Origin of the sequence: Plantactinospora solaniradicis (assembly GCF_042658085.1) — a bacterium.
GTDB classification, from domain to species: Bacteria; Actinomycetota; Actinomycetes; order Mycobacteriales; family Micromonosporaceae; genus Plantactinospora; species Plantactinospora solaniradicis.
Genome location: NZ_JBHSPR010000069.1, coordinates 1 through 24589, shown reverse-complemented (window position 1 = coordinate 24589; position 24589 = coordinate 1). Strand labels below are relative to the sequence as shown.

Below are 24589 nucleotides of genomic sequence, written 5' to 3'. Positions count from 1 at the left end.
GGATCGGTTATCCGCTGCAAAGGGGGCGAGAATTGAGCAGGAGACGTCTGACCTTGACCGTTATCCCAATTTCCGTAGTGATAGGGGCCGCGACACTGACGATCGTGGGTGTCGGCGTGGCCACTGTCCTGATCGGGCTGGCCGGCCTGGTAGCTGGAACGCTCCTCCGTGACGTCGGGGCTGGGGTCCGTACTCGCGCCAAGCCCGTGCCGCAACCCGCCGTGGCCTTCGCCGACCCCCTGCTACTGCGAACGCTCTGCCACGAGCTTCGGTCACCGATCACCGCGTTGGTGTCCCTGACCCGGGCGTTGACCGACGCCCCGGGTCAACTCAGCGTGACGGATCGGGAGGCCATCGTGCTGCTCGCTCGCGAACAGGTGCTGCACCTCGATGGCGTGTGGCGGCAGGCGGTGGCGCTGGCCCGGGGCACGACGCCCAATCCGGATGATTTCCGGCTTCCGCTGCATCGGATCCTGCCGGCGGTACTCGCGACCGTACCGGCGGACCGGATACGGGTGCGAGTCAGCGCAGCGGCCGGCGAATGGTCCGTAGCTGGTCAACCGATCCGCCAGACGCTGATCAACCTGATCGACAACGCCCTGCGACACGGGCCACCGAATGGACGGGTACAACTCCGCGCCTCGGTCCGGGCCGGCAGGCTGGTCGTCGTGGTGGCCGACGAAGGACGTTCCTGCGCGGCGTTACATGCCGCTCTGCGCCGTTCTGCCCCGCCCTCGGGAATGTCCGGGCTGGGGCTCTGGGTCGTCCGCCGGCTGGTCGGGGCGCAGGGCGGCAGCGTCACCGCGTACCGGCTGCGTGCGAGCGGGGTTGCCGTCCGAGTCGTCCTACCCGGCGACCGACCCTCCCCGAGGGCCCGAACCTGGCCCCGGCGGGCCGTCGGATGGCCCACCTGGGCCCGCAGGATGGGAAAGAGCCCGGTGCCCGCCATCCGCGACCGAGGAGGCCACCGTGTTCAGCCACATCAAGGATCTACAGTTCGAGGCCAAGCCCGACGGCCCTGATGCCGCCTTCGCCCGGCGTCTCCAGGAGGTGCTGGGCGGCAAGTGGGGCGAGATGACCGTCGCCAACCAGTACCTGTTCCAGGGCTGGAGTTGCCGACTTCCCGGCAAGTACAAGGACCTGCTGCTCGACGTGGGCACCGAGGAGATGGGCCACGTCGAGATGATCTGCGCGATGATCGCGCGGCTGCTCGACAGCGCCCCCCTGTCGGTGCAGGAGGCCGCCGCCGACGACAATCCGATGCTGACCGCCATCTACTCCGGGTCGAACCCGGCGCACTTCATCCACTCGGGCGGCGGCCCGCTGCCGGTGGACAGCAACGGAGTGCCGTGGAACGGGGCGTTCATCACCGCCAGCGGCAACCTGCTCGCCGACTTCCAGCTCAACGTCACCGCCGAGGCGCAGGGCCGGCTACAGGTCGCCCGCCTGTTCAACATGACCGACGACCCGGGCGTCAAGCAGCTGCTGCGGTTCCTGCTGGCCCGCGACACCATGCACCAGAACATGTGGCTGGCCGCCATCGAGCAACTCAAGGAGGACGGGCTGGAGGAGATGCCGGTCCCCGAGGCGTTCCCGGACGCCGAGCAGGAGAACGAGTTCGCCTACCAGTTCATCAACTTTTCCGCCGGTGAGGAGTCTGCCAAGGGCCGGTGGGCGTCGGGTCCGAGTCCGGATGGCAAGGGTGAGTTCAGCTACCAGGCGACCGCGACCGCGTACGCGGGCGAGCCGATGCTGCCGCCGGGCGACCCGCGGCTGCACGGCACTCCCCCACCGGCGGGCAACCGACCGAGCGGCGCGGGCAAGTCGCGCCGCTGATCCGCCGTACGCCGCGCCGGGCCGTCACCCGGTGGCGTTCCGGCGCGGCGGCAACGAGGGGTTGAGCAATGGTTGATCTTCTGGCCCGCCCCCTGGCGGACGCCTTCATGCAGGTCGGTGTCTACGTCGCCGTCCTGGTCGCGTTGTTTGGCTGGCTTCGCTGGCGGTACGGCGACCGGGTCACCGACGGTCTGACCCGTCGCCCCAGGCTCGGTCCGCTGGTCGGCGCCGTGCTCGGCGTGAGTCCCGGCTGCGGTGGCGCGATCATCCTGATGCCGCTCTATGCCCGGGGCAAGGTGTCCTTCGGTACGGTGGTGGCCGCTCTCGCCTCGACCATGGGGGACTCCTCCTGGGTGATCATCGCCGCCGATCCGGCCTTCGCGCTGAAGATCCACCTGTTGCTCTTCGCGGTGGGACTTCTGACCGGATACGCCGTCGACCTGCTCGGCATCGATCCCGCGCGCTCGCTGCGCCGGGAAGCGCCCACCCCCTCCGAGATCCCGTCGCTTTCCCGGGAAGCGCTCACCCGCACCGAGATCCGGAACCAGCCGGCGCTGCCCGCCCCGGTGCTGGCGTCGGTCGCCGGGCCGAACCAGCCGGCTCCGGCCGCCGTACTGGCCGCGGTGGGGCTGCGGTCCGACCGGCGGCAGGCGTTGGCCGGCGCGTTCTGGGGGCTCACCACTCCGGCGTTCCTGGTCTCCGTCCCGGTGGTCTTCCACGCCGTGGATCCGCAACTCCTGCGGGTGGCGCTCGGCGGTGTCGACCCGTACCTCGTCCTCGGTTGCTGCGGCACTCTGGTCGCGTTGCTGATCTTCTCGACCGGCCGTGGCCGCTTCGCCGACGACACCATCGAGACCGCCCAACCCGCCAACCTGCGGGAGGCACTGCGGCACAGCGCGCACGAAGCCTCGTTCGTCACCGTCTGGGTCGCGGTCGCCTACGTCGCCTGGCAGGTCGTCAGCACGACTACCGGGTTCGACGGCTCCCAACTCGCCCTCGCCGGTGTCGCCGGGGTCGTCGTCGGAGGCCTCGTCGGTCTCATCCCCGGCTGCGCCGTACAGATCGTCTTCACCGGCATCTACGTCAGCGGTGGACTGCCCATGCCGACGCTGGTGGCCAACGCGATCAGTCAGGACGGCGACGCCCTCATCCCACTCGCCGCGCTGCGCCGCCGCGCCGCGGCGCTGGCGACGGTGATCACGACAATCCCGGCGATCCTCGTCGGGTTGGCCCTCCTGACCCTGGCCGGATGAGGAGAAACCGATGAGAACCCTGTTTGGGCATTCCGCTCCGGTCGCCGACGAGCCCCGATCCGACCTGCCTCGACCCGACCACGCCCGATCCGGGCCGGAGCCGAACCCCGGGTCGCTGGCCGGGACCAGGCTCAAGCTCGTCGTGCTCGCGGGCCTCAGCGCGACCGCGTTCATCACCGGTCTCCCGCTCTGGCAGTCGTTCGGGATCCTGACGACGACGCTACTCATTCCGGTGGCGGTCACCGCGCAGGACGGACGCGCCGGCCTCCGGCGGTTACTCCTGGGTAGTTGGGACTACCGGCGCCGAGCGACGGCCGGCGACGCTCCCGAGCCGCGACCACCTTCGCGCTCCTTCGGTCCGGGTTCCGGGTCCGGTCGGCCGCACCAGGCCGACCTGACTGATCCAACGGCGGTCCGGCGGCGTGCCGCTCAGTCCCGGTCGCTGTGTGACTGACGCCAGTCCCGTACGGCGTCACGCATCCGGTCGAACACCGCCATCGGCGGACCCGCAACGAGGTTGGCAGCGGCGGACTCACCACTGTGCGGGTGTGCCCGGGTCGGCGCCATCGCCTCGGCCGCGCGTACCGCACCCGCCATCCGCGCCAGTTGCGCCGGGGAGGAGTTCTGGCGCAGTGCCGGAAACTCCTGCAACTCCTCGTGGCTCGCGTGCTCGACGACCGCGTCGGCGAACCTTGCCAGCCGCGCGTCGAAATCCGGGTGCTCGACCCCGAGGTCGTAGAGCGCGGCCAGTTCGTGCTTGGCCTGGTCCTCCTCATGCTCGAGCTTCTTCACCACCGCCTCCCCACGATCGATCTTCCGCCGGGCACTCGGATGTACGACGATCTCCTCCGCGCTCTCGTGCACCGCGAGCAGCCGAACCAGATCCTCGAACAGCTCCCGCTTCTGCACCCCCTGCGCCCGGCCCAACTGCCCGAACAGCGCCTTGATCTGACTGTGCTGCTCCACCAGCAGGTCCAGCACGTCCTGCTTCACCCCAGCCGTCACCTTCGCCACCCCTCCTCCGGCCCACTATCGAATCGGTCCCGACGCAGGTTCCCCAGGTCGCAGCGTCCATGTCTGTTCGATCGAGACTGCCAACCCGGTCGCCCGTACCGGGCCACCGGGACCCGGCCGGACCGGAGGGCTCGGTCTCTCGGCCGTGGGGCGGCAGTCGACGCGGCAGGGTCCTCAAGGTCGAACGTCCCGTTTGGGCAGCGGTACGCCCGGCCGGCATCGACACCATCTCCGGTCGTCTCTCCGGCCATTTATCCGTTCGCTAATCCCGTAGCCCAGTCCTGGCGCCGCCACGCCACTCGCGAGGATTCCTGCCCCAAGCGGGGCCTTCGCTCGCAACACGAGGAACCTTCGACCTCCTGATCCAGGAGGAGCGGCATGGCAGGCAGGGATCGGCCGATGGCTGGCGGTCACGGTGGGCGTCGGGGTAGGCGGGCAATCGTCGCCCGCCGCAAGGAATCCCTACCAGTTCGCGACGGTGACGGGTACGCCACCAGCCGGGTGCTGCGGGGCCGCGATCCGGACCAGTTGCTGCGGACGGCGCTGCGCCGGGCGAAGTCGGTGATCGAGGCAGGTGAGGTCGACCTCGACGAGGGCGAACCGTGCGGGTTGACGAGCGAGGCCGGTGCCACGTGGCCTTCAACGACGACGAGCAGACCCGGAACTGCCCCTGTCACGACTCCCGCTTCGACATCGGGGCGGGGTGCGGCAGGGGCCGGCCACCGCACCGTTGCCCCCGATGCCCGCCGGAGGGCCACGTCGGACCGGGCCGGAGCGGAGTAGATCGGACGCGGGCGAGAGGTGTCCAGGGGTCGCGGGCATCGGCGGGACACGACCTCTTCCCGGTCGGTCCGGAACGGATCGGTCGGGTCAGTGCTGACGACGTACCCGCCGTGTGAGCTCGACGCGGAGGTGGTCGATGCCGGCGCCGGTGCGCGCCGAGACCGGGACGGCGTCGGGGTGGACCCGCCGCAGCGCGTCGACCCACTCCGTCGGCGCTACGTCGATCTTGTTGAGGACCAGAAGCTCGGGTACGTCCCGCGCGCCGATCTCGTGCAGTACGCCGTGCACGGTGGTGATCTGGTCCAGCGCGTCGGGTGCGGAGGCGTCGACCACGTGCAGGGCGAGGTCGCTGCGGGTGACCTCCTCCAGCGTCGAGCGGAACGCGTCGACGAGTTGGTGCGGCAGGTGCCGTACGAAGCCGACGGTGTCGGTGACGGTGTAGGTCAGGTCGCCCGTGCTGATCCGGCGGACGGTCGGGTCCAGGGTGGCGAACAGCACGTCCTGGACCTGGGCGTCGGCGCCGGTCAGCCGGTTGAGCAGCGCAGATTTGCCGGCGTTGGTATAGCCGGTGATCGCCACCGAGGGCGTCTGGCTACGGGCCCGCCGGCTGCGGGTGCGCTCGCGGCGCCGGGCGAGTTCCACGGCGTTGCGGCGCAGCCGGGTCGCCCGCTGCCGCAGGGTGCGGCGTTGGGTCTCCAGCCGCTGCTCACCGGGACCACGCACACCCACGCCGGCACCCCCGGCCGTCCGGCCACCGCCGACCCGCGACATCGCCCGGCCGCCGCCACGCAGCCGGGGCAGTTGGTAGGCGACCTGTGCCAGCTCCACCTGCAGCCGGCCCTCGGTGGTCCGGGCGTGCTCGGCGAAGATGTCGAGGATCAACGCGGTGCGGTCGACCACCCGCACCCCGACCCGCTCCTCCAGGTTGCGTGCCTGTCCCGGGGTCAGTTCGCCGTCGGCGATCACCAGGTCCGCGCGGGCTCGTTCGGCCAGCGCGGCCAGTTCGTCGACCTTGCCGGAGCCGACATAGGTTGCCGGGTCGGGGTGGGGCCGGCTCTGCACCATCTCATCGGCGACGGTCAGGCCGTCGGTGGCGGCGAGCCGGCGCAGCTCGGTCAGCGAGGTCCGCGAGCCCGGCCCGCTGTCGGCCGCACCGTCGTCGCGGACCGCCACCAGCACCGCCGTCGGACGCTTTCCCTGGGCGCCGCCGTCCGGACCGAGCAACCAGGTTCCCGCCATGGCCCTCACCTCACCTCACCTCGGGGTGCGTGTCCACCTACCCCTGCCCCGGCCGACCATGCCGATCGGGCCGCGCCGGTCCCGCCACCTTCGACGGCGACGGCCGGGTGTAGGGCCGGCTTCTGGGGGTAGCAACGTGGTCGGATCAGGCATCGAATTACCGATTCGGCCGAATCGGGGGTACCAACTGCAGCGCTTCGGACGGGGCCGGGGTCGAGCAGTCCGCCAGCGCGCTAGCCCAGGAGGCAGCTTAATGCGAGCAATGGTCTATCGCGGGCCGTACCGGATCCGGGTCGAGGAGAAGGACCGCCCGTCGATCGAGCATCCCAACGACGCGATCGTCCGGGTGACCCGGGCCGCGATCTGCGGGTCGGACCTACACCTCTACCACGGGATGATGCCCGACACCCGGGTCGGGATGACGTTCGGCCACGAGTTCATCGGCGTGGTCGACGAGGTAGGCCCGTCGGTCCAGAACGTCAAACCGAACGACCGCGTGATGGTTCCCTTCAACGTGTTCTGCGGATCCTGCTTCTACTGCGCCCGGGGCCTGTTCAGCAACTGCCACAACGTCAATCCCAACGCCACGGCGGTGGGCGGCATCTACGGCTATTCCCACACCTGCGGCGGCTACGACGGCGGCCAGGCCGAGTACGTCCGCGTGCCGTTCGCCGACGTCGGACCGAGCCTCATTCCCGAGTGGATGGACGACGAGGACGCGGTCATGCTCACCGACGCGCTCGCCACCGGATACTTCGGGGCACAGCTCGGCGAGATCGTCGAGGGCGACGTGGTGGTGGTCTTCGGAGCCGGACCCGTGGGTCTGTACGCCGCGAAGTCGGCGTGGCTCATGGGAGCCGGTCGGGTCATCGTCATCGACCACCTCGACTACCGGCTGGAGAAGGCGGCCTCGTTCGCCCAGGCCGAGACCTACAACTTCGCCGAGTACGACGACATCGTCGTACACCTGAAGAAGATCACCGACCACCTCGGCGCCGACGTCGTCATCGACGCGGTGGGTGCCGAGGCGGACGGCAACTTCCTCCAGCACGTGACCGCCACCAAGCTGAAGCTGCAGGGCGGATCGCCGGTCGCACTGAACTGGGCGATCGACTCGGTACGCAAGGGGGGCACCGTCTCGGTGATGGGCGCCTACGGGCCGATGTTCAGCGCCGTCAAGTTCGGCGACGCGTTGAACAAGGGGCTCACGCTGAGGATGAACCAGTGCCCGGTGAAGCGGCAGTGGCCACGCCTGTTCGAGCACATCCGCAACGGCTACCTCAAGCCCAGCGACATCGTGACCCACCGCGTCCCGCTGGAGCACATCGCGGAGGCCTACCACATCTTCTCCGCCAAACTTGACGGATGCATCAAGCCGTTGATCATCCCGAACGCCGCCTGACCAGACCGGGAGCCGGACCATGCCGTACACGCCCGACAAGCCGCCCCTGGCTCGCTCCAGTGATGAGCTACGTGCCGACATTCCCGGCTGGGGTGTCGACCTGGACCCGAAGGACCGCCCCTCCGTACCGCAGGAGAGGTTCGACCCGAACCTCAACGGCGCGCGCTGGGAGTTTCCCGAACGGCAGCCCGAGAGATGGCCACGAGAGAGGTCGATCGAGCACCAGTTCCTCACCCCCGTGTTCGGCACGTCCTGCCCACCCAGAGGACTCTCCGGGGTGATGCGCAGGTATTCCTACCGGAAGTACAGCGAGGGACGGGCCGCGCACTGGCTGCTGCTGCTGGCCGCGGACCGGGTCGACACGGTCGAGAGCGTCTTCCGGTCACTCCTGACCCGGCGGCCCGACAACCCGGTCACCGAGACCGGGGTACTCAGCGAGTTCTCCCATCACGGACTGGCCTCCCGGATTCGTGGCCGACGCGCGGACCTGGCGCACCAACCGCTCGATCCGATCCTCGTCGCCGCACCCTGGCTGCTGGCAGGAGGGCTCGCCTACGTCGCTCTCCGGCGGATCGCCGGGCGTCGCCGCTAGTGCGGCGCTCCGGGAGGGCGTACCGGCCATTGGACCGTTTACCAGCAAAATGCCGACATTCACCAGCCGGATCCGGGTTCGAGGACGACGAGTCACGCCGAGGGCGTGGATCGACCGCAGGGGGAGGACACAGGTGAATCGAACCAGGACCGGCAGCGGCGCGGAGACCGGTGAACGGCGGCACCGGGTGGTGGTCGTCGGCTCCGGCTTCGGCGGGCTGTTCGCGGCCAAGGCACTGCGCCGCGCACCGGTAGACGTGACCATGGTCGCGCGTACCACCCATCACCTGTTCCAGCCGCTGCTGTACCAGGTGGCCACCGGCATCCTCTCCCCCGGCGAGGTCGCACCCGCCACCCGCGAGATCCTGCGCCGACAGCGCAACGTCGAAGTCCTGCTCGGTGAGGTCACCGACGTCGACCTGGAACGCCGCACCGTCACCGCCAGCGCTCCGCTGACCACCTTCTCCGTGGAATACGACAGCCTCGTCGTCGCGGCCGGGGCGACGCAGTCGTACTTCGGCCACGACGAGTTCGCCGAGCACGCTCCCGGCATGAAGAGCATCGACGACGCGCTCGAGCTACGTGGACGGATCTTCGGGGCGTTCGAGCTAGCCGAGTTGGAGACCGACCCGGCGGCGGTCGAGCGATGGATGACGTTCGTGGTGGTCGGTGCCGGGCCGACCGGGGTGGAGATGGCCGGGCAGATCGCCGAGCTGGCCCACCGGACCCTGCCGGGCGAGTTCCGGCGGATCGACCCGCGCAAGGCCAGGATCGTGCTGCTGGACGCGGCCGAATCGGTCCTCGGCACGTTCGGGGACCAGTTGTCCACCAAGGCCCTGCGCCAGCTGCACCGCCTCGGAATCGAGGTGGAGCTGAGCACGACGGTGGTGGGCGTGGACGATACCGGCATCGAGCTGGTCGACCGATACGGTCGGCGACACCGGATGGAATGCATGACGAAGATCTGGGCCGCCGGGGTGTCCGGTTCCCCGCTCGGAACCCGGCTGGCCGCCGCGGCCGGTGCCGAGACCGACCGTGCCGGTCGGGTCAGGGTCGAACCGGACTGCACCCTTCCGGGACATCCGGAGGTGTTCGTCATCGGTGACCTGATGGCACTGGACCGGTTGCCGGGCGTCGCCCAGGTGGCGATTCAGGGCGGGCAGCACGCGGCCCGGCAGATCGTCCGACGGGTACGCGGCGAGTCGGCACGTGAGCCGTTCCGGTACCGCGACAAGGGGAACATGGCCACCATCTCGCGTTTCTCCGCAGTGGCCAGCATCGGCCGGCTCCGGCTGGCCGGGCTCAGCGGGTGGCTGCTCTGGCTCGCCGTACACCTGCTGTATCTGGTTGGGTTCAAGAACCGGGTCACGGCCGTGCTGCACTGGTTCGTCAGCTTCATCGGACGAGGTCGCTCCGAGCGGACCGTCACCCTGCAGCAGGTGCTGGCCCGCGCCGCGCTGCGGGAGGGCACCGAACCGCCAGCCCTTCGGGTTCCTGCCACCGCCACGCCGGCCAAGCCCGCCCAGACCGCACCGGCCGTCCCGGCACCGGCAAGGGCGGCCGGGGTGGTACCGGGGCCCGAGGCGGCTCGGCGCGGGGCACCCGAGCGGGCTGCCGGTTGACCTCCCCGGCGTGTCGAGGGTGTTGGCGAGCAGGTCGGCGGGGCCACCGCCGGCGTTGCCCCTCCGTCCGGCCGGCTGGCCGAACTCGTCGGTCATGGCCGCTGCCAGGGCGGCCACCGCCGGGTGGTCCTCGTTGGGGGTACGGCTCCTGCGCGGTCTCGTCGTTGACGGTCAGCCGGTAGTCGACGCGGTCGCTGCTGGTTCGGCGACCCAGCGGCGCAGCTGCACCGCGCAGCTCACCGCACCGGACTCCTCCGCTATGCCAACGGCAAGGTCGACGGGGTGACGACGGGGCTACGGCTGGCCCGCCAAGACAGCTCAGTGCCGTATGACGGCCACAGGGAGCTCCGAGAGCCGCAGAAGTACGCCGGGGTCAGCTCAGATGGTGGCGGTCCTTCGTTGTTATGCCACGCCGACACCTCAACTAAAGCGCGGCCGTACTCCCACCGATGTCGAACATCACCTGGATTGGGATCTGGATGGCTGCCGACGTCTGTTGTGACGATCGTCGTGCTCGGCGAGGACCGGCCGGTCTCGTAGGCTCCGACCGTGGAAAGCAGTCGAGGGCGGATCATGGCCGATATGTTGGAAGCGGCGGAGAACGCCTCGCCGGTCGAGGCGGTCGAGGCAGTCACCCGGGAACTCGGTGCGGCGCTGGGGGCGCGTAACGCCGCGTTCTTGATCGCGGACCTCAGCGGTCGGGCGCTGGTTCGGTTGGCGCACGTGTCGCTCGACGGCGCCGGTGCGGGACGCCGGGACGGTGACGAGGTCGCCACGGTGATCCCGTTCGACGGCGGCCCCGCCGAGCAGGCGCTACGCAGCCAGACGGTGCAGGTTGTCGCCCGGTCCGGCAGGTGGACGGTGTTGGCGCCGGTGACCGACCGTGGTGAGGCGATCGGCCTGCTGGAGATGATTCTGCCGGACGAGCCCGCCGCGCCGGTGCTGGAGGAGATCGCGCGTACGGCGCACATGTTGGCATTCGTGGTGATCGCCAATCGGCGGTACACCGATCTTTTCGAGTGGGGGCAACGCACGACCCCGTTCACCCTGTCCGGGGAGATCCAGCGCCGCCTGCTGCCCGGCTCGTTCACGTGTGAGGGTAGTTCGTTCACCCTGTCCGGCTGGCTCGAACCCGCTGCTAGCATCGGCGGGGACACCTTCGACTACAGCCTCGCCCGGGACGTACTGCACTTCAGTGTCACCGACGCGATGGGGCACGGGGTGGCCAGCGCGCTGACGGCCACCCTGGGCGTGGGCAGCCTGCGCAACAGCCGCCGCCGCGCGGCCGGGCTGGTGGAGCAGGCCGACGTTGCCAATGCCGCCGTGGCCGAACACGCCCCCGTGCCCGGCAGCTACGTCACCGCGGTCCTCGGCCGTCTCGACCTGCGCACCGGGGTGTGCGCGCTGCTCAACGCCGGGCACGTGCCGCCGATGCTGATACGCGACGGGGACACCCGGGCACTCCAACTACCGGGCAACTTCCCCCTGGGTATGTTCGCCGAGGCCGGTTACCTCGCCGGCGAGATCACGCTGCGACCCGGCGACCGTCTGGTAGTGGTCACCGACGGCATGCGGGAACGCAACGCCGCCAGCCTGGACCTACCGGACCTGTTCCGGTCGATCGCCGATCTGCACCCGCGCGAGGCTGCCCGGGCGCTGGCCGACGCCGTACTCGAGGTCAGCGGACCGACTCTGGCCGATGACGCCACCCTGCTGATCCTCGACTGGCACAGCGGGCACAGCGAGAACCGGCGTACCAGTGGCGGCGCTGACCAGGTGCGTGCCAGCACCGCGGTGCCCGACTGACTATCGGCCTGTCGCGTTGTCCGGCAACGGCACCTCGGCTTCAGCCGCCTCCACACTGTCATAGAGGTGGATCGCGCGGTCGACGGACGTGATCGTCAGGACGCTGCGCACGGCGGGCTGCGCCGCGGCGAGGCACAGCCGACCGCCGACGTCACGCAATGCCTTGAAGATCAGCACCAGCACGCCCAGCCCGCTGGAGTCCATGAACCCCACCTCGGCCAGATCCACTACTACCTGACGGTCACCGGCATCAACCAACCGTTGCAGACGCTCACGCAACTGCGGGGACGTCGCCATGTCCAGCTCGCCGCGCACCTCGAGCACGGTGCAACCTCGACCCGGCCGGACCGACAACAGCAGATCCACAACAACCTCCCCACGCGGATGATCCCCGCTCACCCTATGCGGCCGGCGGGTGAACCGCCGCCGGAGACGTACCTCGAACCGACACCCTGTCCGTTTCGCCTCAGCAACCCCGGGTAGTCCTGATCACAACGGAGCATCCGCCTAAGGTGTGACCAGTAGTCCGGCGGTTCACGCACGGGCTCGGGAGGAGCTACACAATGCGGGTGAGCATGACGCTGTCGCTCCCGCGGCAACCCTCCTCCGTGACCCGCGCCCGCCATGTACTCAGCACCCTGCTGACCCTCACCGACGCCACCGAGGACGCCCGTGGCCACCTCGCCGTACTGATCACCGAGGCATGCGCCAACGCGGTGATGCACGCCGATCTTGACAGCGCCGTCGACATCACCATCATCATCATCGACAACGACGTCTGTCTGCTCGAGGTCGGCAACCGCGGCAGCACCCCCGATGGCGCCCGGCTGCACGCCGACCTCCCCGCCCCGCTGACCGTCGGCGGCCGTGGACTGCCCTTGATCGCCGCACTCGCCGACACCGCCACCTTCGTCGCCGGGCCGCCCGATCACGTGCTGCTACGCATCACCCAACACCTTACCGAACTATGAACATCACCAATTCGATGCTCGGCGCGGTCAGGCGATGGTCCCAGGTCGGGATCAGGGTGCCATCAGCGATGGTGATCTGGTCGATTCTGCCCTGTGTACCGGGGCCAGGCGAGTAGGCAGCCGACGGTGTTGATGACCCGATGTGCGGTGGGCGCGGCATCCCGAACAGCAGGCCCATCTGCATCGTCAGATTCGTGTACGCGGCTGTCAGCAACACCCGGTCGGCAAGGTCGAGAGCCAACTGCCGGCCTGGTCGGCCGTCAGTGATCGCCTCCCCGCCACGCTCGACGACCAGCCTGACCAGGCGGCGGAACTGGACGGTCTGCAGTCCGGCGATTGGAAGGATCCAATCCGGGCGGGCCGCCGAGATCACCTGCCCCCGGCAGGATTCATTATGGCGTATTGACAGTCCTCCGCAGCACTCGATCAGCACAGCAGTGTTTCAACACAGCTGACCCGAGCAGCGCCTCGGGGGGTTCGGGTTGCGAGAGGGATGAGGTTCCTCATGGCAGTAAGGGCATCTGCGTGTTGTTGCGTCGGTGCCCGCATATATCCCATTGGATCGGGGATAGCGGGGGGAGCACGTTCTAGCGGAGGAGGTCATTATGTCCGCTGCTGACCATCCCATCCCTGGTCGCGGTGCGCAGCACGCGACGCGGCACGACGTCGGTGGGGCAACCGGGGCGAAGACCAGCACCGCGGCCACCTTCGCCCTGGTCTTCGGAGTATCCGCCCTGATCAGTTCGCTTACGGTGATCCTGTCGGTTGTCGGGCTCATCCTCGGAATCATCGGTGTTGTCTTGGGCGTCGCCGGACTGAGAATGGCCCGGCGGCCCGGGGTTACCGGCCACAGCGTCGCGATCGGTGGCCTGGTACTCAGCATCCTGGCGGTACTGGTCGCGATCGCATTCGCAGCCGGTGTCAGCACCTTCCTCAACGACCAGGACGCGGTGAACCGCCTACAGGATCAGGTTGAGCAGATGCGCGACGACCTGCCGACCTGACCAGCGATTCTCTGCTCATCGCGACGCGGCTCTGGCTTCGACGACTGGCGGGCGCCCGACAGGCCTCCTGCGTGCCAGACTCGTGAGTGACGAATAAGGTCGCGGGCGGATCTAGGACATCCGATCGTGCCGCGCGGGTCACGTCCGCGCTGGCTGCCCTGCAGGATCTAGCGGGGCAGCGAGGATGGCTGTTGAATCGCCGACGGCAAGCAGGCGCGGTACGAGCTCTACCCGGGCGACCACGACCTCGACCTCGCTGCCGCGCCTCCCTCGACTGACGCCGGTCTTGCGTCAGCCCGCGGGATCTTCGGCACTTTCACCAGGAGCAGGCGTTTCTGACTGATCCACCTCGATATGCACCCGTATCCTCGGCTTCAGGCCGATCGATCTCAGAAGCCGACCGGCGGCTGCTACAACCCATGCACTTGACGACCGCGCCGGTACGGTGACCCGGAAGCATGACCGATGCCGATGCCGGCGACCGACTACTTGCGGAGATAGCGGGTAGCCGCAGCCAGTTGGGCTAGATGGCCTGCGGCGTTGACGGAGGGCCGGGCATGGTGCAGAGCGGCGGAGGGTCGAAGACGCAGGCTGCCAAGCAGGGAGCCACTCAGACCGGCCAGCAGGTTGCACAAGCGGGGGGCCAGCTGGCGCAGAGCGCCGCGGCTCAGGGTCGGGACGTGGCCCACGAGGCCAGCCGGCAGGCACAGGAGTTGATGGAGCAGGCGTCGGCCCAGCTCAAGGATCAGGCCGGTGCTCAGCAGCATCCTGCGGCCGAAGGACTACGGGCTCTGGGCAACGAGCTACAGGCGATGTCGGAGCAGAGCGGCCAGCAGGGCGTTGCCACCGATCTGGTTCGGCACGCGGCCGACCGCGCAAACCAGGCGGCGCAGTGGCTGGACCAGCGCGAAGCGGCGACGGTGGTCAGCGAGGTACGCGACTACACCCGACGCAATCCGGGCCTCTTCCTCGCTGGCGCCGCAATCGCCGGGGTCCTCGCCGGCCGGGGCTGGGCAAGAGCATGAGAGGCATGCAGGACGGCGGTGAGACGGCCGAACACGGCGATGGTCACCGCCAGGGCGGCCAACCGGGCAGCACCTCCGCATACCAGCCGGACCCGGCCGGACAGACTGTGCCGTTCGACGGCCGCAGTAATGCGATGGCCCAAGGGACCGAAACGAGCGAGGCGGTGCAGGCACGACCGGGCGGTCCGCGATGAGCAGCGCGGCCAGTGGACCGAGCGCCGCTCCGGAACGGGAACGCGATCCGGGCAGGGCTTCCATCGGTACGTTGCTCAGCGGGATCACCCGGGACACGTCGGCTCTGATCCGTCAGGAGATCGAGCTGGCCAAGGTCGAGGCGCGGACCGAGATCGGCAGCGCGGCGAAGGTCGCTGGCATGTTCGGTGCCGCGGCCCTCGGCGGTTTCATGGTGTTGCTGTTTCTCTCCTACGCGATGTGGTGGGGACTGTCGAACGCCATCGACCAGGGCTGGGCGGCATTGATCGTCGCGGCGATCTGGGCATTGATCGCGGGGGTGCTGGTCGCCGTCGCACGCCAACGGATGCGCGGTCTCAAGGCCCTGCCACAGACCACCAGCACGCTGCGTCGAACCTCTGGTGCGGTCAGGGGCCAGGATGACCATCGATCGGGGTAGCGCAGTGAGCGCCGGCCAGGACCAGATCCGAGCGAACATCGTGCACACCCAGGACGACCTGGGCCGCAACGGCGATGCCCGCCACGCCCACCGCGACCAGAGACAGTGTCCGAGCCGACACCGAGGCGATACGTGGCGCAACGACCCGGAGGCAGCCATGAGCGCGCCATCGGGAAACGGTAACCCGGACCAGACCCGGCGCGACATTCAACAGACACGCGGGGAACTCGGCGAGACCGTGGCCGCCCTGACCGCCAAGACCGACGTCAAGGCCCGTGCACGCACCAAGGCCACCACCGCCGTCGGCGGACTCGGACACCGTGTCAACCAGGCCAGCCAGTCGGCGAAGACCAAAGCGACGCAGCTGACCCGCACAATGAGCCAGAAGGCCCTTCAGCCTGTCAACCCGGTCGTACAAAAGGCCCAACAGGCGACCGCCACGGTACGCAACTCGGCGAAAGCCAGCGCGCAGACCACCGGCAAGGCCGAGTCGACCCTGGTCGCCTCCGCCCGCGCCGCGACAACCAAGATCGGCGGCTCGGTGCGGGCCATACCCCCACCGGTCCTCGCCGCCGCCGTCTGCGCCGCCGCCCTTGCGATCTTGGCTTTTCGACGCCGCCCTCTGAAGTGACCGACCGACGCCACACAACAACTGCAACGATCCGCAGCCTGCTCTCCAGCCTCTCACCCCCTGGTGGCAAACCCGGAAACATCGCGGAATCGACGCCCTGACCGGTCGCGAGGAAGCGCTAGCCCTCCCGACACCGACCACCCCGCGCGGGCGGAGGGCAGCGTCACCTCCTCGAATCCGGAATCGACGCACGGCAACACTGGCGAGCGGGGCGGGCCTCGTCGGGCCGAGCGATAATCGCCCCTGGGTCTGGGTATTAGGGATCGTAGGACGTGTAGTGCGCTGACGGGCCAGCGGCATTTCGTGGTAGGCGCTCCTGAAAGTGTCGGCGCCCTCTGGCTGTCCTGAACGGCGGGTATCGCGTTCCCAAGGACAGATCGAGTCGGAGGCAGGAGCAGCTGTGTTCGTGTTCTTTTCCAACCGCCTGGGATGCATTGGCTCACTACTGGTATCACTAGTGCTCACCGCGTTTCTCATCCTGGTGATCTCAGTGATCTGGTAAGCCGCGCCCCGTTTGGGCGAGCGAGGAAGGCGATTTCCGAGTCGAGTTTGCGGTGGTCTTGGTGCCCGGACATGCATCCCCCGGCCGGTCTATCTGTACCCAGAGGCCGAGGAATCCTTCGGATGTCGCAGGTGCCGCGAGTGCCGTCCGGCGTTCCGCCGTGGTCAGTCGTCCGAGCGGGCTGCGGTAAGGGCGCTGAATACTGACAGGGGTGACGGGGGCCTCCGTGTGCGAAGAGGGTTCATTGGGAGATGATGTCCAGCGCGGCTGCTGGCTCGACGTCAGCGGTCGTGCGCGTTCGGGCATGGCCGGTGCGTCTGCTGACAGTGGAACCGGTCCAGTTGCCCGGCTCGATGCCCAAACCGCTCCCCCGCGCCATTCCGCTCGGTAACCCGGTTCTTTCTCAGCCCCGTTGACGGAAGGTGGACTCCTCGCCTGTGCATCTGGGTCCGAGGTGATGTACAGGGTGTGCCCTGCAGAGGTGGGGCACAACGGGCGAGAGCGTCCGTACGTGCCGAATGCACCGGGATGGTCTGCGTTCGGAGCCGCCCCGATGGGCTCGCCGGTGGTCGGGGCAATAGCGCTCAGCGCGAGCACAGCGGCCAAATACGTGCTCAGGGACGCCGTCGTTGAGTATCACGTTCCGCATCCGCCCGTAGCGGCTGGACCGGGTCAGGACGAGTCCGGGGAGTTCGGCCGGCTCCCAGGAGCGGGGCCACCACCCGCCGTCCAGACCGGCCCGGCTGGCTCGGACAGGGGCGAATACCAGTCGATGTTGCAAGGCGGTGACCGCGGCGACATGGTGGCCCGTGGCGTGGCGGTATGCATGGTCAGCCGTCCTGTGTAAGGGGCGTGGGGTCAGCGCCTGGGCGTCCGACCTGGTGTAGGTGACGCAGGACCTGCCGGTACGAGGCGAACAGACCGGTCTCGGTGTAGCTGACGTCGTGCTCGGCGCAGAACCGGCGGACCAGGTGCTGCGAGCGGCGCAGGTTGGGCCGCGGCATGTTCGGGAACAGGTGGTGTTCGATCTGGTAGTTCAACCCGCCGAGGAGGAAGTCCATCAGCCGGCCGCCGCGGATATTGCGGGAGGTGAGCACCTGTCGACGCAGGTAGTCCAGGTCGTCGTCGGCCGTCAGCACGGGCATGCCCTTGTGGTTGGGTGCAAACGAGCAACCCATGTAGAGGCCGAACAGGGCTTGGTGAACCGCGATGAACGCGATTGCCTGCCAGGATGAGAGCACCAGGAACACAATGGCCAGGTAGCCCACGGTGTGCACGGCGAACAATGTGATCTCCGTCGCCCGGTAGGCGCGGGATCTGACCGTCGGTCCGGCGAGTGCCCGCACGCTGGCAACGTGCAGGTTCAGTCCTTCGAGCAGCAGCAGCGGGAAGAACATGTACGCCTGTAGCCGCCGCCAGAGCCGGACCACCCTGCTGCGGAGTGGGGCGTGCCACCCGGTGAAGACCAGCACACCTGGTGCGATGTCGGGATCGCTGCCGACTTCGTTGGGGTGGGCGTGGTGACGGTTGTGCTTGTCGATCCACCACCCGTAGCTCAGCCCGACGCACAGGTTGCCCAGTGTCACGCCGAGCAGGTAATTCGCGCGCCTGGTACGGAAGATCTGCTTGTGGCCGGCGTCGTGGCCGATGAAGGCGACCTGGGTGTACAGCACCGCCAACAACGCGGCCAGACCCAGTTGCCACCAGGACGGACCGATCACCACGAATGCCACCCACGCGCCGGTGAACGCCAGCACGGTCACCGTGATCTTGAATGTGTAGTAGCCCGCCCTCCTGTCCAATAGGCCATCGTCCTTGACGCGCTTCAGAAGTTGCCCATAGTCGCTACCGCGCGCCGCGCTGGCAGGCCGGTCGATGACCGAACCGACGGTTGTCATAATTCTTCCTCCCGGTCATTCACTCGTGGCGCAACAGTGGGCACATAGCGTCACCAGTTTTTGTCCATATCAGAACGACGTACCTACCAGTCCATCGCAACACCTGCTCAGTAAGCGCTTTCGGCGCCGTAGGCCAGATGCGTGCTCGATGATGCCGAGCCGAACGACGACGTGGCCGAGCTGCCGACAGCGAGCAAAGGGCTGATCAAGCTAATGATGTCCGCCAAGAGTCAGGTCAAAATCAACTATGGGCATCACTTATGCGGGCCGACGCTCGCGCATCCTCGGTTGGCACGACGTATGTCAAGGGATGGGTTCATTCCGCACTTGGCAGGTAAGGACTCAGACGAGTGCGGTGGGGGCATCACTGGGCCTCGTCGCGGATAGTGGCGATGGTTGCCATGTCGGTGACCCGTAACATCCATTCGGTCGCCGGCCTGGCCCGCCACAGGATGAGCTCGGCGTCGTCCGGCATCGATTGGCGGACTCGTACGACGAAGTTGGATAGCGTCGAGCAGGCGAAGGTGAGCTCGGCGAGGTCCACCAGCACAATGACCGGCCCCAACGCGGTCAGCCAGTCGACGGCCTTGGACAGGACCGCAGATGACGCAATGTCGATCTCGCCGGCCAGGCACAGGTAGGTACGGCGATCACCGCCGGGCAGAGTGCGAGCGGTGAGGGTCAGACCGTGATCGGATTCCTGGTAGAAGCCGTCGGAGTTTTGAGGCATGGTCCCGCCTTGCGTGGCGTGTGTCATGCCGGGTCCGGGGCAACGGCCCACCACCTGGAGCCGTATCAAGCATCATGCCCTGGGGCGTGGTTACCGGCAAGCCGGCCGATGCTTCTGGTGCACGCATCTGCAAGATTCGTCAGGGCGAGTAGGCTTCCAGCAGGATCGGACCATCCGGTCCTACTGCCCGAGCCCCGGCGGTCACTTCATCCGCCGCAGAGGTGTAGCCGTGCCAGTTCCCATTTCCGGTACTCCCACGGCGACGCTGTGCCGCCGAACCGACCCGCTGTTTTGCTCCGGTGTACGTCGTGGCTGACCGGGTCACCGCGATCAGGAATCTCATCGCGGCGCAGCCAGGCCGGTCCCACAGCACCGCCGACTACCTCCAGCGGGTGTGTCAGACAGCCGCCCGAACGTTGTCGGCGTCCGGGACCGGGATCAGCATGTTGACCGACAACGGTGTACGCGGGGTATGCGCGGCCTCCGACCCACACAGCGAGCGGATCGAGGAACTCCAGTTCGTCCTCGGTGAAGGTCCCTGCATCGATGCTTTCGACTCCCGCCGCCCGGTCCTGATCCCAGACCTCGCCCACGACGCGGCGGCCCGCTGGCCGATGTACGGTCCCGCCGCTCACGACAGCGGCGTCCGAGCCGTGTTCGCGTTCCCACTCCAGATGGGCGCCGCCCGTTTGGGCGTCCTGGACGTTTTCCGCGATCACCCCGGGGCACTGTCGGCGGATCAGCTCAGCGACGCGATGACCTTCGCCGACCTCACCCTGGAGGCCCTGCTCGACCAGCACGAAGCCACCAGCGACGTCGACACCGACGATGGTGTGGCCGACGCGGTCGGCTACCGGGCGGAACTGTTCCAGGCCCAAGGCATGGTGATGGTGCAGATCGGAGGGACACTCAGTGAGGCCATGGCAAGGATGCGGGCCTACGCGTACGCCGAGGGTCGCGGCCTGGGTGATGTCGCCCGTGACGTCGTGGCCCGCAGGTTGCAGTTCGACCGAGATCGCCCATGACCGTGTTGTATTCACGCATCGATGCCGGGAGGCAGGCATGACCACCGTTTCCGCCGAACGCCTCGCGACGATCTTCGTCGAGGTCGCCGACACCCTGGTCGACGAGTTCGACCTGCTCGAGTTCCTGCACATGCTCACCGACCGGACCGCCGACCTGGTCGGCGCCGCCGCCGTCGGCCTGGTCCTGGCCGGCAAGGACGGCCGACTCGAGTTCATGGCAGGCTCCAACGAGAACGTCAAACTCCTCGAACTGTTCCAACTGCAAACCCGCGAGGGGCCCTGCCTGGAGGCGTTCCGCACTGGGCAGCCCGTCATCAACGTGAACCTCGGCGAAGCCGCCCCCCGGTGGCCCCGCTTCGCCCCCCGCGCCACGGCCACCGGGTTCCAGTCCGTACACGCCTTCCCGATGCGACTACGCAGCCAGACCATCGGGGCGTTGAACGTCTTCGGCGACACTCAGGGCGGTGACTTCGACGGTGCGGACGTGCCGATCGTGCAGTCCCTCGCGGACATCGCCGCGATCGCGTTGCTGCAGGAACGCGCCATCCACCGCGGCGAAGTCCTGACCGAGCAACTACAGGGCGCCCTGAACAGCCGGATCGTGATCGAACAAGCGAAAGGTGCCGTCGCTCAAGCCCGCCAAATCAGCGTCGATGAGGCGTTCACCGTCATCCGCACCTACGCCCGGGGCAACAACAAGAAGCTCACCGACGTCGCACACGCCATCGTCGTCGACCAGAGCGTCCTTCTCAACTTCAGCTGACAGAGCGTGTACCGTTCGAAAATTCGGTTTCGACTACGCTGCTTGCTCGTACTCGTTGATCAACCCGTGGACCATCTTCCTTCGCCAGACCCGCACCGCACCCAGATCAGCTACCTTCGCCGGAAGGCTGTCCCGATCAGGTGAGCGTTGCCCGCAGGCCTGATGCGGCCGATCCCGTTGTAGTGCGCAAGGTATTCGCCCAGTACGGCGAGCAGTTGCCGCGTGTTGTACATCAGGATCCGGTCCAGACATTCCCGCCGGACCGTGCGTACCCACGCGCTCCGCGAACGCGTTCGCGCGGGGCGCCTGTGGCGGCGTCCGGAGCACCTCGATGCCCTCAACCCGGAGCACGGTGTCGAACATGGAAGCGTACTTGGCATCCCGGTCCCGGATCAGGAACCGGAACCGGTTGGCTCGCTCTCCCAGGCCCAGTATCAGGTTGCGGGCCTGCTGCACCACCCAGTCACTGAGATGCTTCTATAGCTGTCAAGTGGTGCTGGTGGCTGAGTGGGCGCTGTTCCGGGTCCGGAAGAGTTGCCGGCTGATGTAGCGCTTGAGGCTGCGCATGATCTCGCGTTTGGTGCGTCCTTCGCGGGTGCGGCGGACGTTCGCGAGCGGGCCGGGATGATCGTGGTCCGTGCGACCCCCGATGGTGTCCACCGCATCGACGATCGCGGTCACCTGCTTCTGCCGTTGGCGGTGCGGCGGTGGTGCCGGCTCGTGGCCGGGGATCGTGTGCTGCTTGCCGCCGACCGCGCCACCGGTGTGCTGGTGGCGCATCCCCTGGCGACGCCGGTCCGTAACCCACGCATCGGCCGTAACCGATGCTTGAGCTGGCTGTGGTCGGCCTCGATCGGATTGTTGACGTACCGCTCGACGTGATGCCAGGCCGACGGAACAAGCTCGTCGAGAACCGCCGGGTAGACCGGGGCAGCATCGGTGACCACCTCGACGGGTGTCACCTTCAGCATCCGCAGCGCCCGCTGGAAGAACCGTCGCGCCGCGGCGGCGTCCCGCCGGGCCGAGACGAGGACATCGATGACCTGCCCGGTCTGATCGACGGCCCGGTACACGTATCGCCACACACCATTGACCTTGACGTAGGTCTCGTCGACGAACCACCGGTCACCAGGCGAGTGGCGGGCGATCCGGGCGGCGTCGGCCAGCAGCGGGGTGAAGCGTTGCACCCACCGGTACACGGTGACGTGGTCGACCTCGACACCCCGCTCGACCAGCAGTTCCTCCACATCCCGGTAGGACAGGTTGAATCGCAGGTACCAGCGGACCGCGACCACGATCACCTCAGCCGGAAACCGGAACCCGGCGAACGCCGACCCTGGCGGCGACCACGCACGACGCTGGCCCGATCGCTTCATGCGTCAACACTGCCCCAGGCCCGCAACCGGCGACGCAACAGAGCCCTCGCAAGTCACCGTCGACCAACTCAGGGAGGCCGAGCAGATCACTCCGATCGTCAGCGTTCAAAACCGCTACAACCTCACCGACCGAGCCTCAGAGGACGTACTCGAACACTGCGAACAACGTGGGATCACCTTCATCCCATGGCTTCCAGTCGCGCCGATGACAAGGGGCGGCGCCGCGGACTCGCTCACCGCCGTCGCCAATCGGCTCCACGCGACCCCTACACAGGTCACGCTGGCCTGGCTTCTGCACCGCTCGCCCGTCATGCTGCCGATCCCCGGCACCTCTTCCCAGGCACACCTGGAAGAGAATGTCGCCGCCGCAAGCCTGAGGCTTGACGTCGACGACTACGAACAGCTCGCAGCTGCGTGAGGAGGTCGTTTCCGTTCTGGAGACGTCACCAGTGCTTACTCTCGTAGCCGCAGCCCGTGCGCCACCCCACCCGAAGTCGTCACGATCCGTGACCGGCGCCGGCACCGGTGGACGTCCGGAGGTGCCGAGTTGAGTGCGGTCCATGCCTACCCGATGCAACCTGCGCGAACGGCATCAGACATCCTGAGCGTTGTGAGCGATGGGTACATACGATTGATTCCCACTGACCTGGAATGGCAGCCTACCCCCGACGCCGCCGCTGCGGCCGCAGCTTATGTCGCTCGGCTGTTCTCCGGCCCCGCTGACGATGTCGAAGAGGTCGACTACGAGTTCTACGATCGAGTAACCCTGATCGACGCTGGCGAGAACACTACCCGGATCAGGTGCTCGCGGTGCGACGGAGAAAGCGACGTGGGTTGGCTCTACGACCTGGCCGAGGAGAACGACGAAGGCTTCGAGAGACTGGACGTCGCCGTGCCATGCTGCGGTGCGGTCGTCCTGCTGGACACCCTCCGGTACGACTGGCCGATGGGGTTCGCACGGTTCGAGGTGAGCGCCATGAACCCGACGCGCGAAAAATACGAACTTGACGCCGCAGAACTCGCCGATGTCGCCGCTCTTCTTGGTCATCCCGTCACGCAGATCCTCGCCCATTACTGAACGAGCGTTACCAGCGCCACACACCCGGCCCGCGGCTGTTCTCTTTCTGCATGTGCCGGTCCACATTGGGGTGTGCCGGGACGGCCGGTGCGGCCCGGCCGGCCCGGATCGTGCGGTGCTACTTGTTGCGCGAGCGCAGGAACAGGATCACGACCATGGCGACCGCGACGAGGACGAAGAAGCCGATCAGCACCGGTGTGGCGACAGGCGTCTTCGGGCCGCCGACCACGGCGAGGTTTTCCAGCATAGCTATCTCCGTTCGACGAGGAGGGTACGGGTCAGAACTTCTCTGTCTCCGAAATGCCCAGCGAGTAACCCACGCCGGCGCTGTTCAGGGCTGACCGAAGCGCTGTACTCGTCCTCGCCGGCCTCCCTGGACTCCTCGACGACGGCGTTGGACGACCCGGCGCTGCGCTGCCCATACCCGATGACGCCCTCCTCGACGGTGCCGCCACCGATCTTGCTGATGAAGCCTGACGCTGCTTGTAGACCCTCGGGTCGACGGCTGGGGGGCCGCCCGCCCTTGGAGCCCTCTGCTCGTCGGTGGGCGTCCTGGGGAGATCGATACCGCAAGTCCACACCGAACGGTGCCAGCAGTGGGAATCGTCGTGGACGCCCGGATCGACAGCGCATACGCAAAGGCCAACGTGCGAGCCGTACGACGAACACGCCGCGTTCGCCCCCACCGTACCGGCACGGCAGGGGTCTGCTACGCGAGCTCAGCCGGTACGCGGATCGGTTCCGCACCGAGCTGCGCCGAGGTGGCCACGACCCGCAGGTGTGGTACCGCGCCGCCCGGGAGTACCCGCAGGCAGGCATCCCCGCCGACCAGGCGGCGCACTGGGCCCTGCTCGGCATCGGAGCCAGCAGAGCTCAACATCACGTCGCAGCCGGCCAAACGCCGGACGACGTCCGTGCCGACAAGCGCGACGCGGCGCAGCACCTCGCCGACCGGATGCCGGGCCTGACCGTCGCGGCGGAGTTGTCGAAGAGCCTCGGCCTACCCAAGCCCGGAGGTGGACAGGTGACGATCCTGGCTCGTCCATCCGCCCAGGTCGGCGTTGTAGTACGGTCTGCGGTCTGCGGGTCCGGGACCACCCGCAAACGCCGGGCCCGCCGCTCCTACCCTGTTGTCAGCCCGCGGACTGCCGACCCGCGATCCGTGTGCTGGACTTGCACGGCTCCATCGCCACGCCGATCTGCCGTGACAACCGCTCCCACAAACCCTGCGGGACTACCTCCTGGAGAGGATCACACCGGACGCGGCTGCCCGACACATCGCCGCCGCCGACCGGGCCACCGGCGAACTCGACCTCATGCAGCAGCGACGGCTGGCCCGCCCGGACGGCTGTCAACGCCGCTCGAATCCTGAGCACTGTGATCCGGCTGAAACGGGACCACCTCGGTTT

At 68.1% G+C, this 24589-nt stretch carries 26 protein-coding genes and 1 pseudogene; 17 read left to right on the top strand and 10 right to left on the bottom strand.

Annotation, left to right across the window (positions count from 1 at the left end; translation table 11 throughout):
- Positions 1-116: 116 nt before the first annotated feature.
- From ACFP2T_RS42720 to ACFP2T_RS42705, 4 genes are all read left to right on the top strand, one after another.
- Positions 117-1022, top strand: a complete 906-nt coding sequence (locus ACFP2T_RS42720) for a sensor histidine kinase (RefSeq protein WP_377432709.1) — start codon at positions 117-119, stop codon at positions 1020-1022.
- Positions 970-1836 carry a manganese catalase gene (locus ACFP2T_RS42715; RefSeq protein WP_377432707.1) on the top strand — a complete coding sequence of 289 codons (867 nt, stop codon included), beginning with the start codon at positions 970-972 and terminating at the stop codon, positions 1834-1836. The genes ACFP2T_RS42720 and ACFP2T_RS42715 overlap by 53 nt, the downstream gene beginning before the upstream one ends.
- Before the next feature lie 68 nt (positions 1837-1904).
- On the top strand, positions 1905-3089 hold the full coding sequence (locus ACFP2T_RS42710; RefSeq protein WP_377432706.1) for a putative manganese transporter: 1185 nt from the start codon (positions 1905-1907) through the stop codon (positions 3087-3089).
- Between the two features lie 10 nt (positions 3090-3099).
- On the top strand, positions 3100-3543 hold the full coding sequence (locus tag ACFP2T_RS42705; protein ID WP_377432704.1) for a hypothetical protein: 444 nt from the start codon (positions 3100-3102) through the stop codon (positions 3541-3543).
- On the opposite strand, the gene ACFP2T_RS42700 is transcribed toward ACFP2T_RS42705, so the two are convergent.
- Entirely contained in the window at positions 3519-4094 is a 576-nt protein-coding gene (locus ACFP2T_RS42700; protein ID WP_377432703.1) for a hemerythrin domain-containing protein, read from the bottom strand. The two genes, ACFP2T_RS42705 and ACFP2T_RS42700, sit on opposite strands and share 25 nt — an antisense overlap.
- Before the next feature lie 879 nt (positions 4095-4973).
- Positions 4974-6125, bottom strand: coding sequence for a GTPase HflX (gene hflX / locus ACFP2T_RS42695; RefSeq protein WP_377432702.1), 1152 nt, complete (start codon positions 6123-6125; stop codon positions 4974-4976).
- 253 nt (positions 6126-6378) lie between these two features.
- Here hflX and ACFP2T_RS42690 point away from each other — a divergent pair, with 253 nt between their 5' ends.
- The 4 genes from ACFP2T_RS42690 to ACFP2T_RS42675 all read left to right on the top strand — a co-directional run bounded on the left by ACFP2T_RS42690 (position 6379) and on the right by ACFP2T_RS42675 (position 11546).
- On the top strand, positions 6379-7527 hold the full coding sequence (locus tag ACFP2T_RS42690; protein WP_377432701.1) for a zinc-dependent alcohol dehydrogenase: 1149 nt from the start codon (positions 6379-6381) through the stop codon (positions 7525-7527).
- Positions 7528-7546: 19 nt separating this feature from the next.
- On the top strand, positions 7547-8119 hold the full coding sequence (locus ACFP2T_RS42685; RefSeq protein ID WP_377432700.1) for a hypothetical protein: 573 nt from the start codon (positions 7547-7549) through the stop codon (positions 8117-8119).
- Between the two features lie 133 nt (positions 8120-8252).
- Complete coding sequence (locus ACFP2T_RS42680) at positions 8253-9740, top strand: NAD(P)/FAD-dependent oxidoreductase (protein WP_377432698.1); 1488 nt, start codon at positions 8253-8255, stop codon at positions 9738-9740.
- 549 nt (positions 9741-10289) lie between these two features.
- A complete protein-coding gene (locus ACFP2T_RS42675; RefSeq protein ID WP_377432696.1) occupies positions 10290-11546 on the top strand; it encodes a PP2C family protein-serine/threonine phosphatase in 1257 nt (418 codons plus the stop codon).
- Here ACFP2T_RS42675 and ACFP2T_RS42670 read toward each other — a convergent pair whose 3' ends face one another.
- Positions 11547-11912, bottom strand: a complete 366-nt coding sequence (locus ACFP2T_RS42670; RefSeq protein ID WP_377432694.1) for an STAS domain-containing protein — start codon at positions 11910-11912, stop codon at positions 11547-11549.
- Positions 11913-12109: 197 nt separating this feature from the next.
- Here ACFP2T_RS42670 and ACFP2T_RS42665 point away from each other — a divergent pair, with 197 nt between their 5' ends.
- Entirely contained in the window at positions 12110-12517 is a 408-nt protein-coding gene (locus ACFP2T_RS42665; protein ID WP_377432692.1) for an ATP-binding protein, read from the top strand.
- Positions 12518-12533: 16 nt separating this feature from the next.
- On the opposite strand, the pseudogene ACFP2T_RS42660 reads toward ACFP2T_RS42665, so the two are convergent.
- Positions 12534-12920 (bottom strand): annotated as a pseudogene (locus tag ACFP2T_RS42660) (helix-turn-helix domain-containing protein); the annotation flags it as partial.
- Positions 12921-13122: 202 nt separating this feature from the next.
- Between ACFP2T_RS42660 and ACFP2T_RS42655 the strand changes: the two are divergent.
- From ACFP2T_RS42655 to ACFP2T_RS42640, 4 genes are all read left to right on the top strand, one after another.
- Positions 13123-13521: a hypothetical protein gene (locus ACFP2T_RS42655; protein WP_377432690.1), complete on the top strand. Its 399-nt coding sequence runs from the start codon at positions 13123-13125 to the stop codon at positions 13519-13521.
- Between the two features lie 680 nt (positions 13522-14201).
- Complete coding sequence (locus tag ACFP2T_RS42650) at positions 14202-14546, top strand: hypothetical protein (protein ID WP_377432688.1); 345 nt, start codon at positions 14202-14204, stop codon at positions 14544-14546.
- A gap of 190 nt (positions 14547-14736) precedes the next feature.
- Entirely contained in the window at positions 14737-15177 is a 441-nt protein-coding gene (locus ACFP2T_RS42645; RefSeq protein WP_377432687.1) for a phage holin family protein, read from the top strand.
- Positions 15158-15808 carry a DUF3618 domain-containing protein gene (locus tag ACFP2T_RS42640; protein ID WP_377432685.1) on the top strand — a complete coding sequence of 217 codons (651 nt, stop codon included), beginning with the start codon at positions 15158-15160 and terminating at the stop codon, positions 15806-15808. Before ACFP2T_RS42645 ends, ACFP2T_RS42640 begins: the two co-directional genes overlap by 20 nt.
- A 905-nt stretch (positions 15809-16713) precedes the next feature.
- Here ACFP2T_RS42640 and ACFP2T_RS42635 read toward each other — a convergent pair.
- From ACFP2T_RS42635 to ACFP2T_RS42625, 3 genes are all read right to left on the bottom strand, one after another.
- Entirely contained in the window at positions 16714-17091 is a 378-nt protein-coding gene (locus tag ACFP2T_RS42635) for a DUF5994 family protein (RefSeq protein ID WP_377432683.1), read from the bottom strand.
- A 49-nt stretch (positions 17092-17140) separates the two neighbouring features.
- Positions 17141-18208, bottom strand: coding sequence for a fatty acid desaturase family protein (locus ACFP2T_RS42630; protein WP_377432681.1), 1068 nt, complete (start codon positions 18206-18208; stop codon positions 17141-17143).
- Between the two features lie 364 nt (positions 18209-18572).
- Positions 18573-18965, bottom strand: a complete 393-nt coding sequence (locus ACFP2T_RS42625; RefSeq protein ID WP_377432679.1) for an STAS domain-containing protein — start codon at positions 18963-18965, stop codon at positions 18573-18575.
- A gap of 281 nt (positions 18966-19246) precedes the next feature.
- Between ACFP2T_RS42625 and ACFP2T_RS42620 the strand changes: the two genes are divergently transcribed.
- Together ACFP2T_RS42620 and ACFP2T_RS42615 are read left to right on the top strand one after the other, a co-directional pair.
- On the top strand, positions 19247-19963 hold the full coding sequence (locus ACFP2T_RS42620; RefSeq protein WP_377432677.1) for a GAF and ANTAR domain-containing protein: 717 nt from the start codon (positions 19247-19249) through the stop codon (positions 19961-19963).
- 37 nt (positions 19964-20000) lie between these two features.
- A complete protein-coding gene (locus ACFP2T_RS42615) occupies positions 20001-20726 on the top strand; it encodes an ANTAR domain-containing protein (protein WP_377432675.1) in 726 nt (241 codons plus the stop codon).
- Positions 20727-21212: 486 nt separating this feature from the next.
- On the opposite strand, the gene ACFP2T_RS42610 is transcribed toward ACFP2T_RS42615, so the two are convergent.
- Positions 21213-21407 carry a hypothetical protein gene (locus ACFP2T_RS42610; protein ID WP_377432673.1) on the bottom strand — a complete coding sequence of 65 codons (195 nt, stop codon included), beginning with the start codon at positions 21405-21407 and terminating at the stop codon, positions 21213-21215.
- On the bottom strand, positions 21404-22102 hold the full coding sequence (locus tag ACFP2T_RS42605; protein ID WP_377432671.1) for an IS6 family transposase: 699 nt from the start codon (positions 22100-22102) through the stop codon (positions 21404-21406). The genes ACFP2T_RS42610 and ACFP2T_RS42605 overlap by 4 nt, the downstream gene beginning before the upstream one ends.
- Between ACFP2T_RS42605 and ACFP2T_RS42600 the strand changes: the two genes are divergently transcribed.
- Both ACFP2T_RS42600 and ACFP2T_RS42595 read left to right on the top strand, forming a co-directional pair.
- The gene (locus tag ACFP2T_RS42600) at positions 22101-22520 is read left to right on the top strand and encodes an aldo/keto reductase (RefSeq protein ID WP_377432669.1); all 420 of its coding nucleotides are present in this window, start codon (positions 22101-22103) and stop codon (positions 22518-22520) included. The genes ACFP2T_RS42605 and ACFP2T_RS42600 overlap by 2 nt on opposite strands.
- A 192-nt stretch (positions 22521-22712) precedes the next feature.
- Positions 22713-23180 (top strand): hypothetical protein, encoded by a 468-nt coding sequence (locus ACFP2T_RS42595; RefSeq protein ID WP_377432667.1) that lies wholly within the window; start codon positions 22713-22715, stop codon positions 23178-23180.
- 118 nt (positions 23181-23298) lie between these two features.
- On the opposite strand, the gene ACFP2T_RS42590 is transcribed toward ACFP2T_RS42595, so the two are convergent.
- On the bottom strand, positions 23299-23427 hold the full coding sequence (locus tag ACFP2T_RS42590; RefSeq protein ID WP_377432665.1) for a hypothetical protein: 129 nt from the start codon (positions 23425-23427) through the stop codon (positions 23299-23301).
- Positions 23428-24589: the final 1162 nt, after the last annotated feature.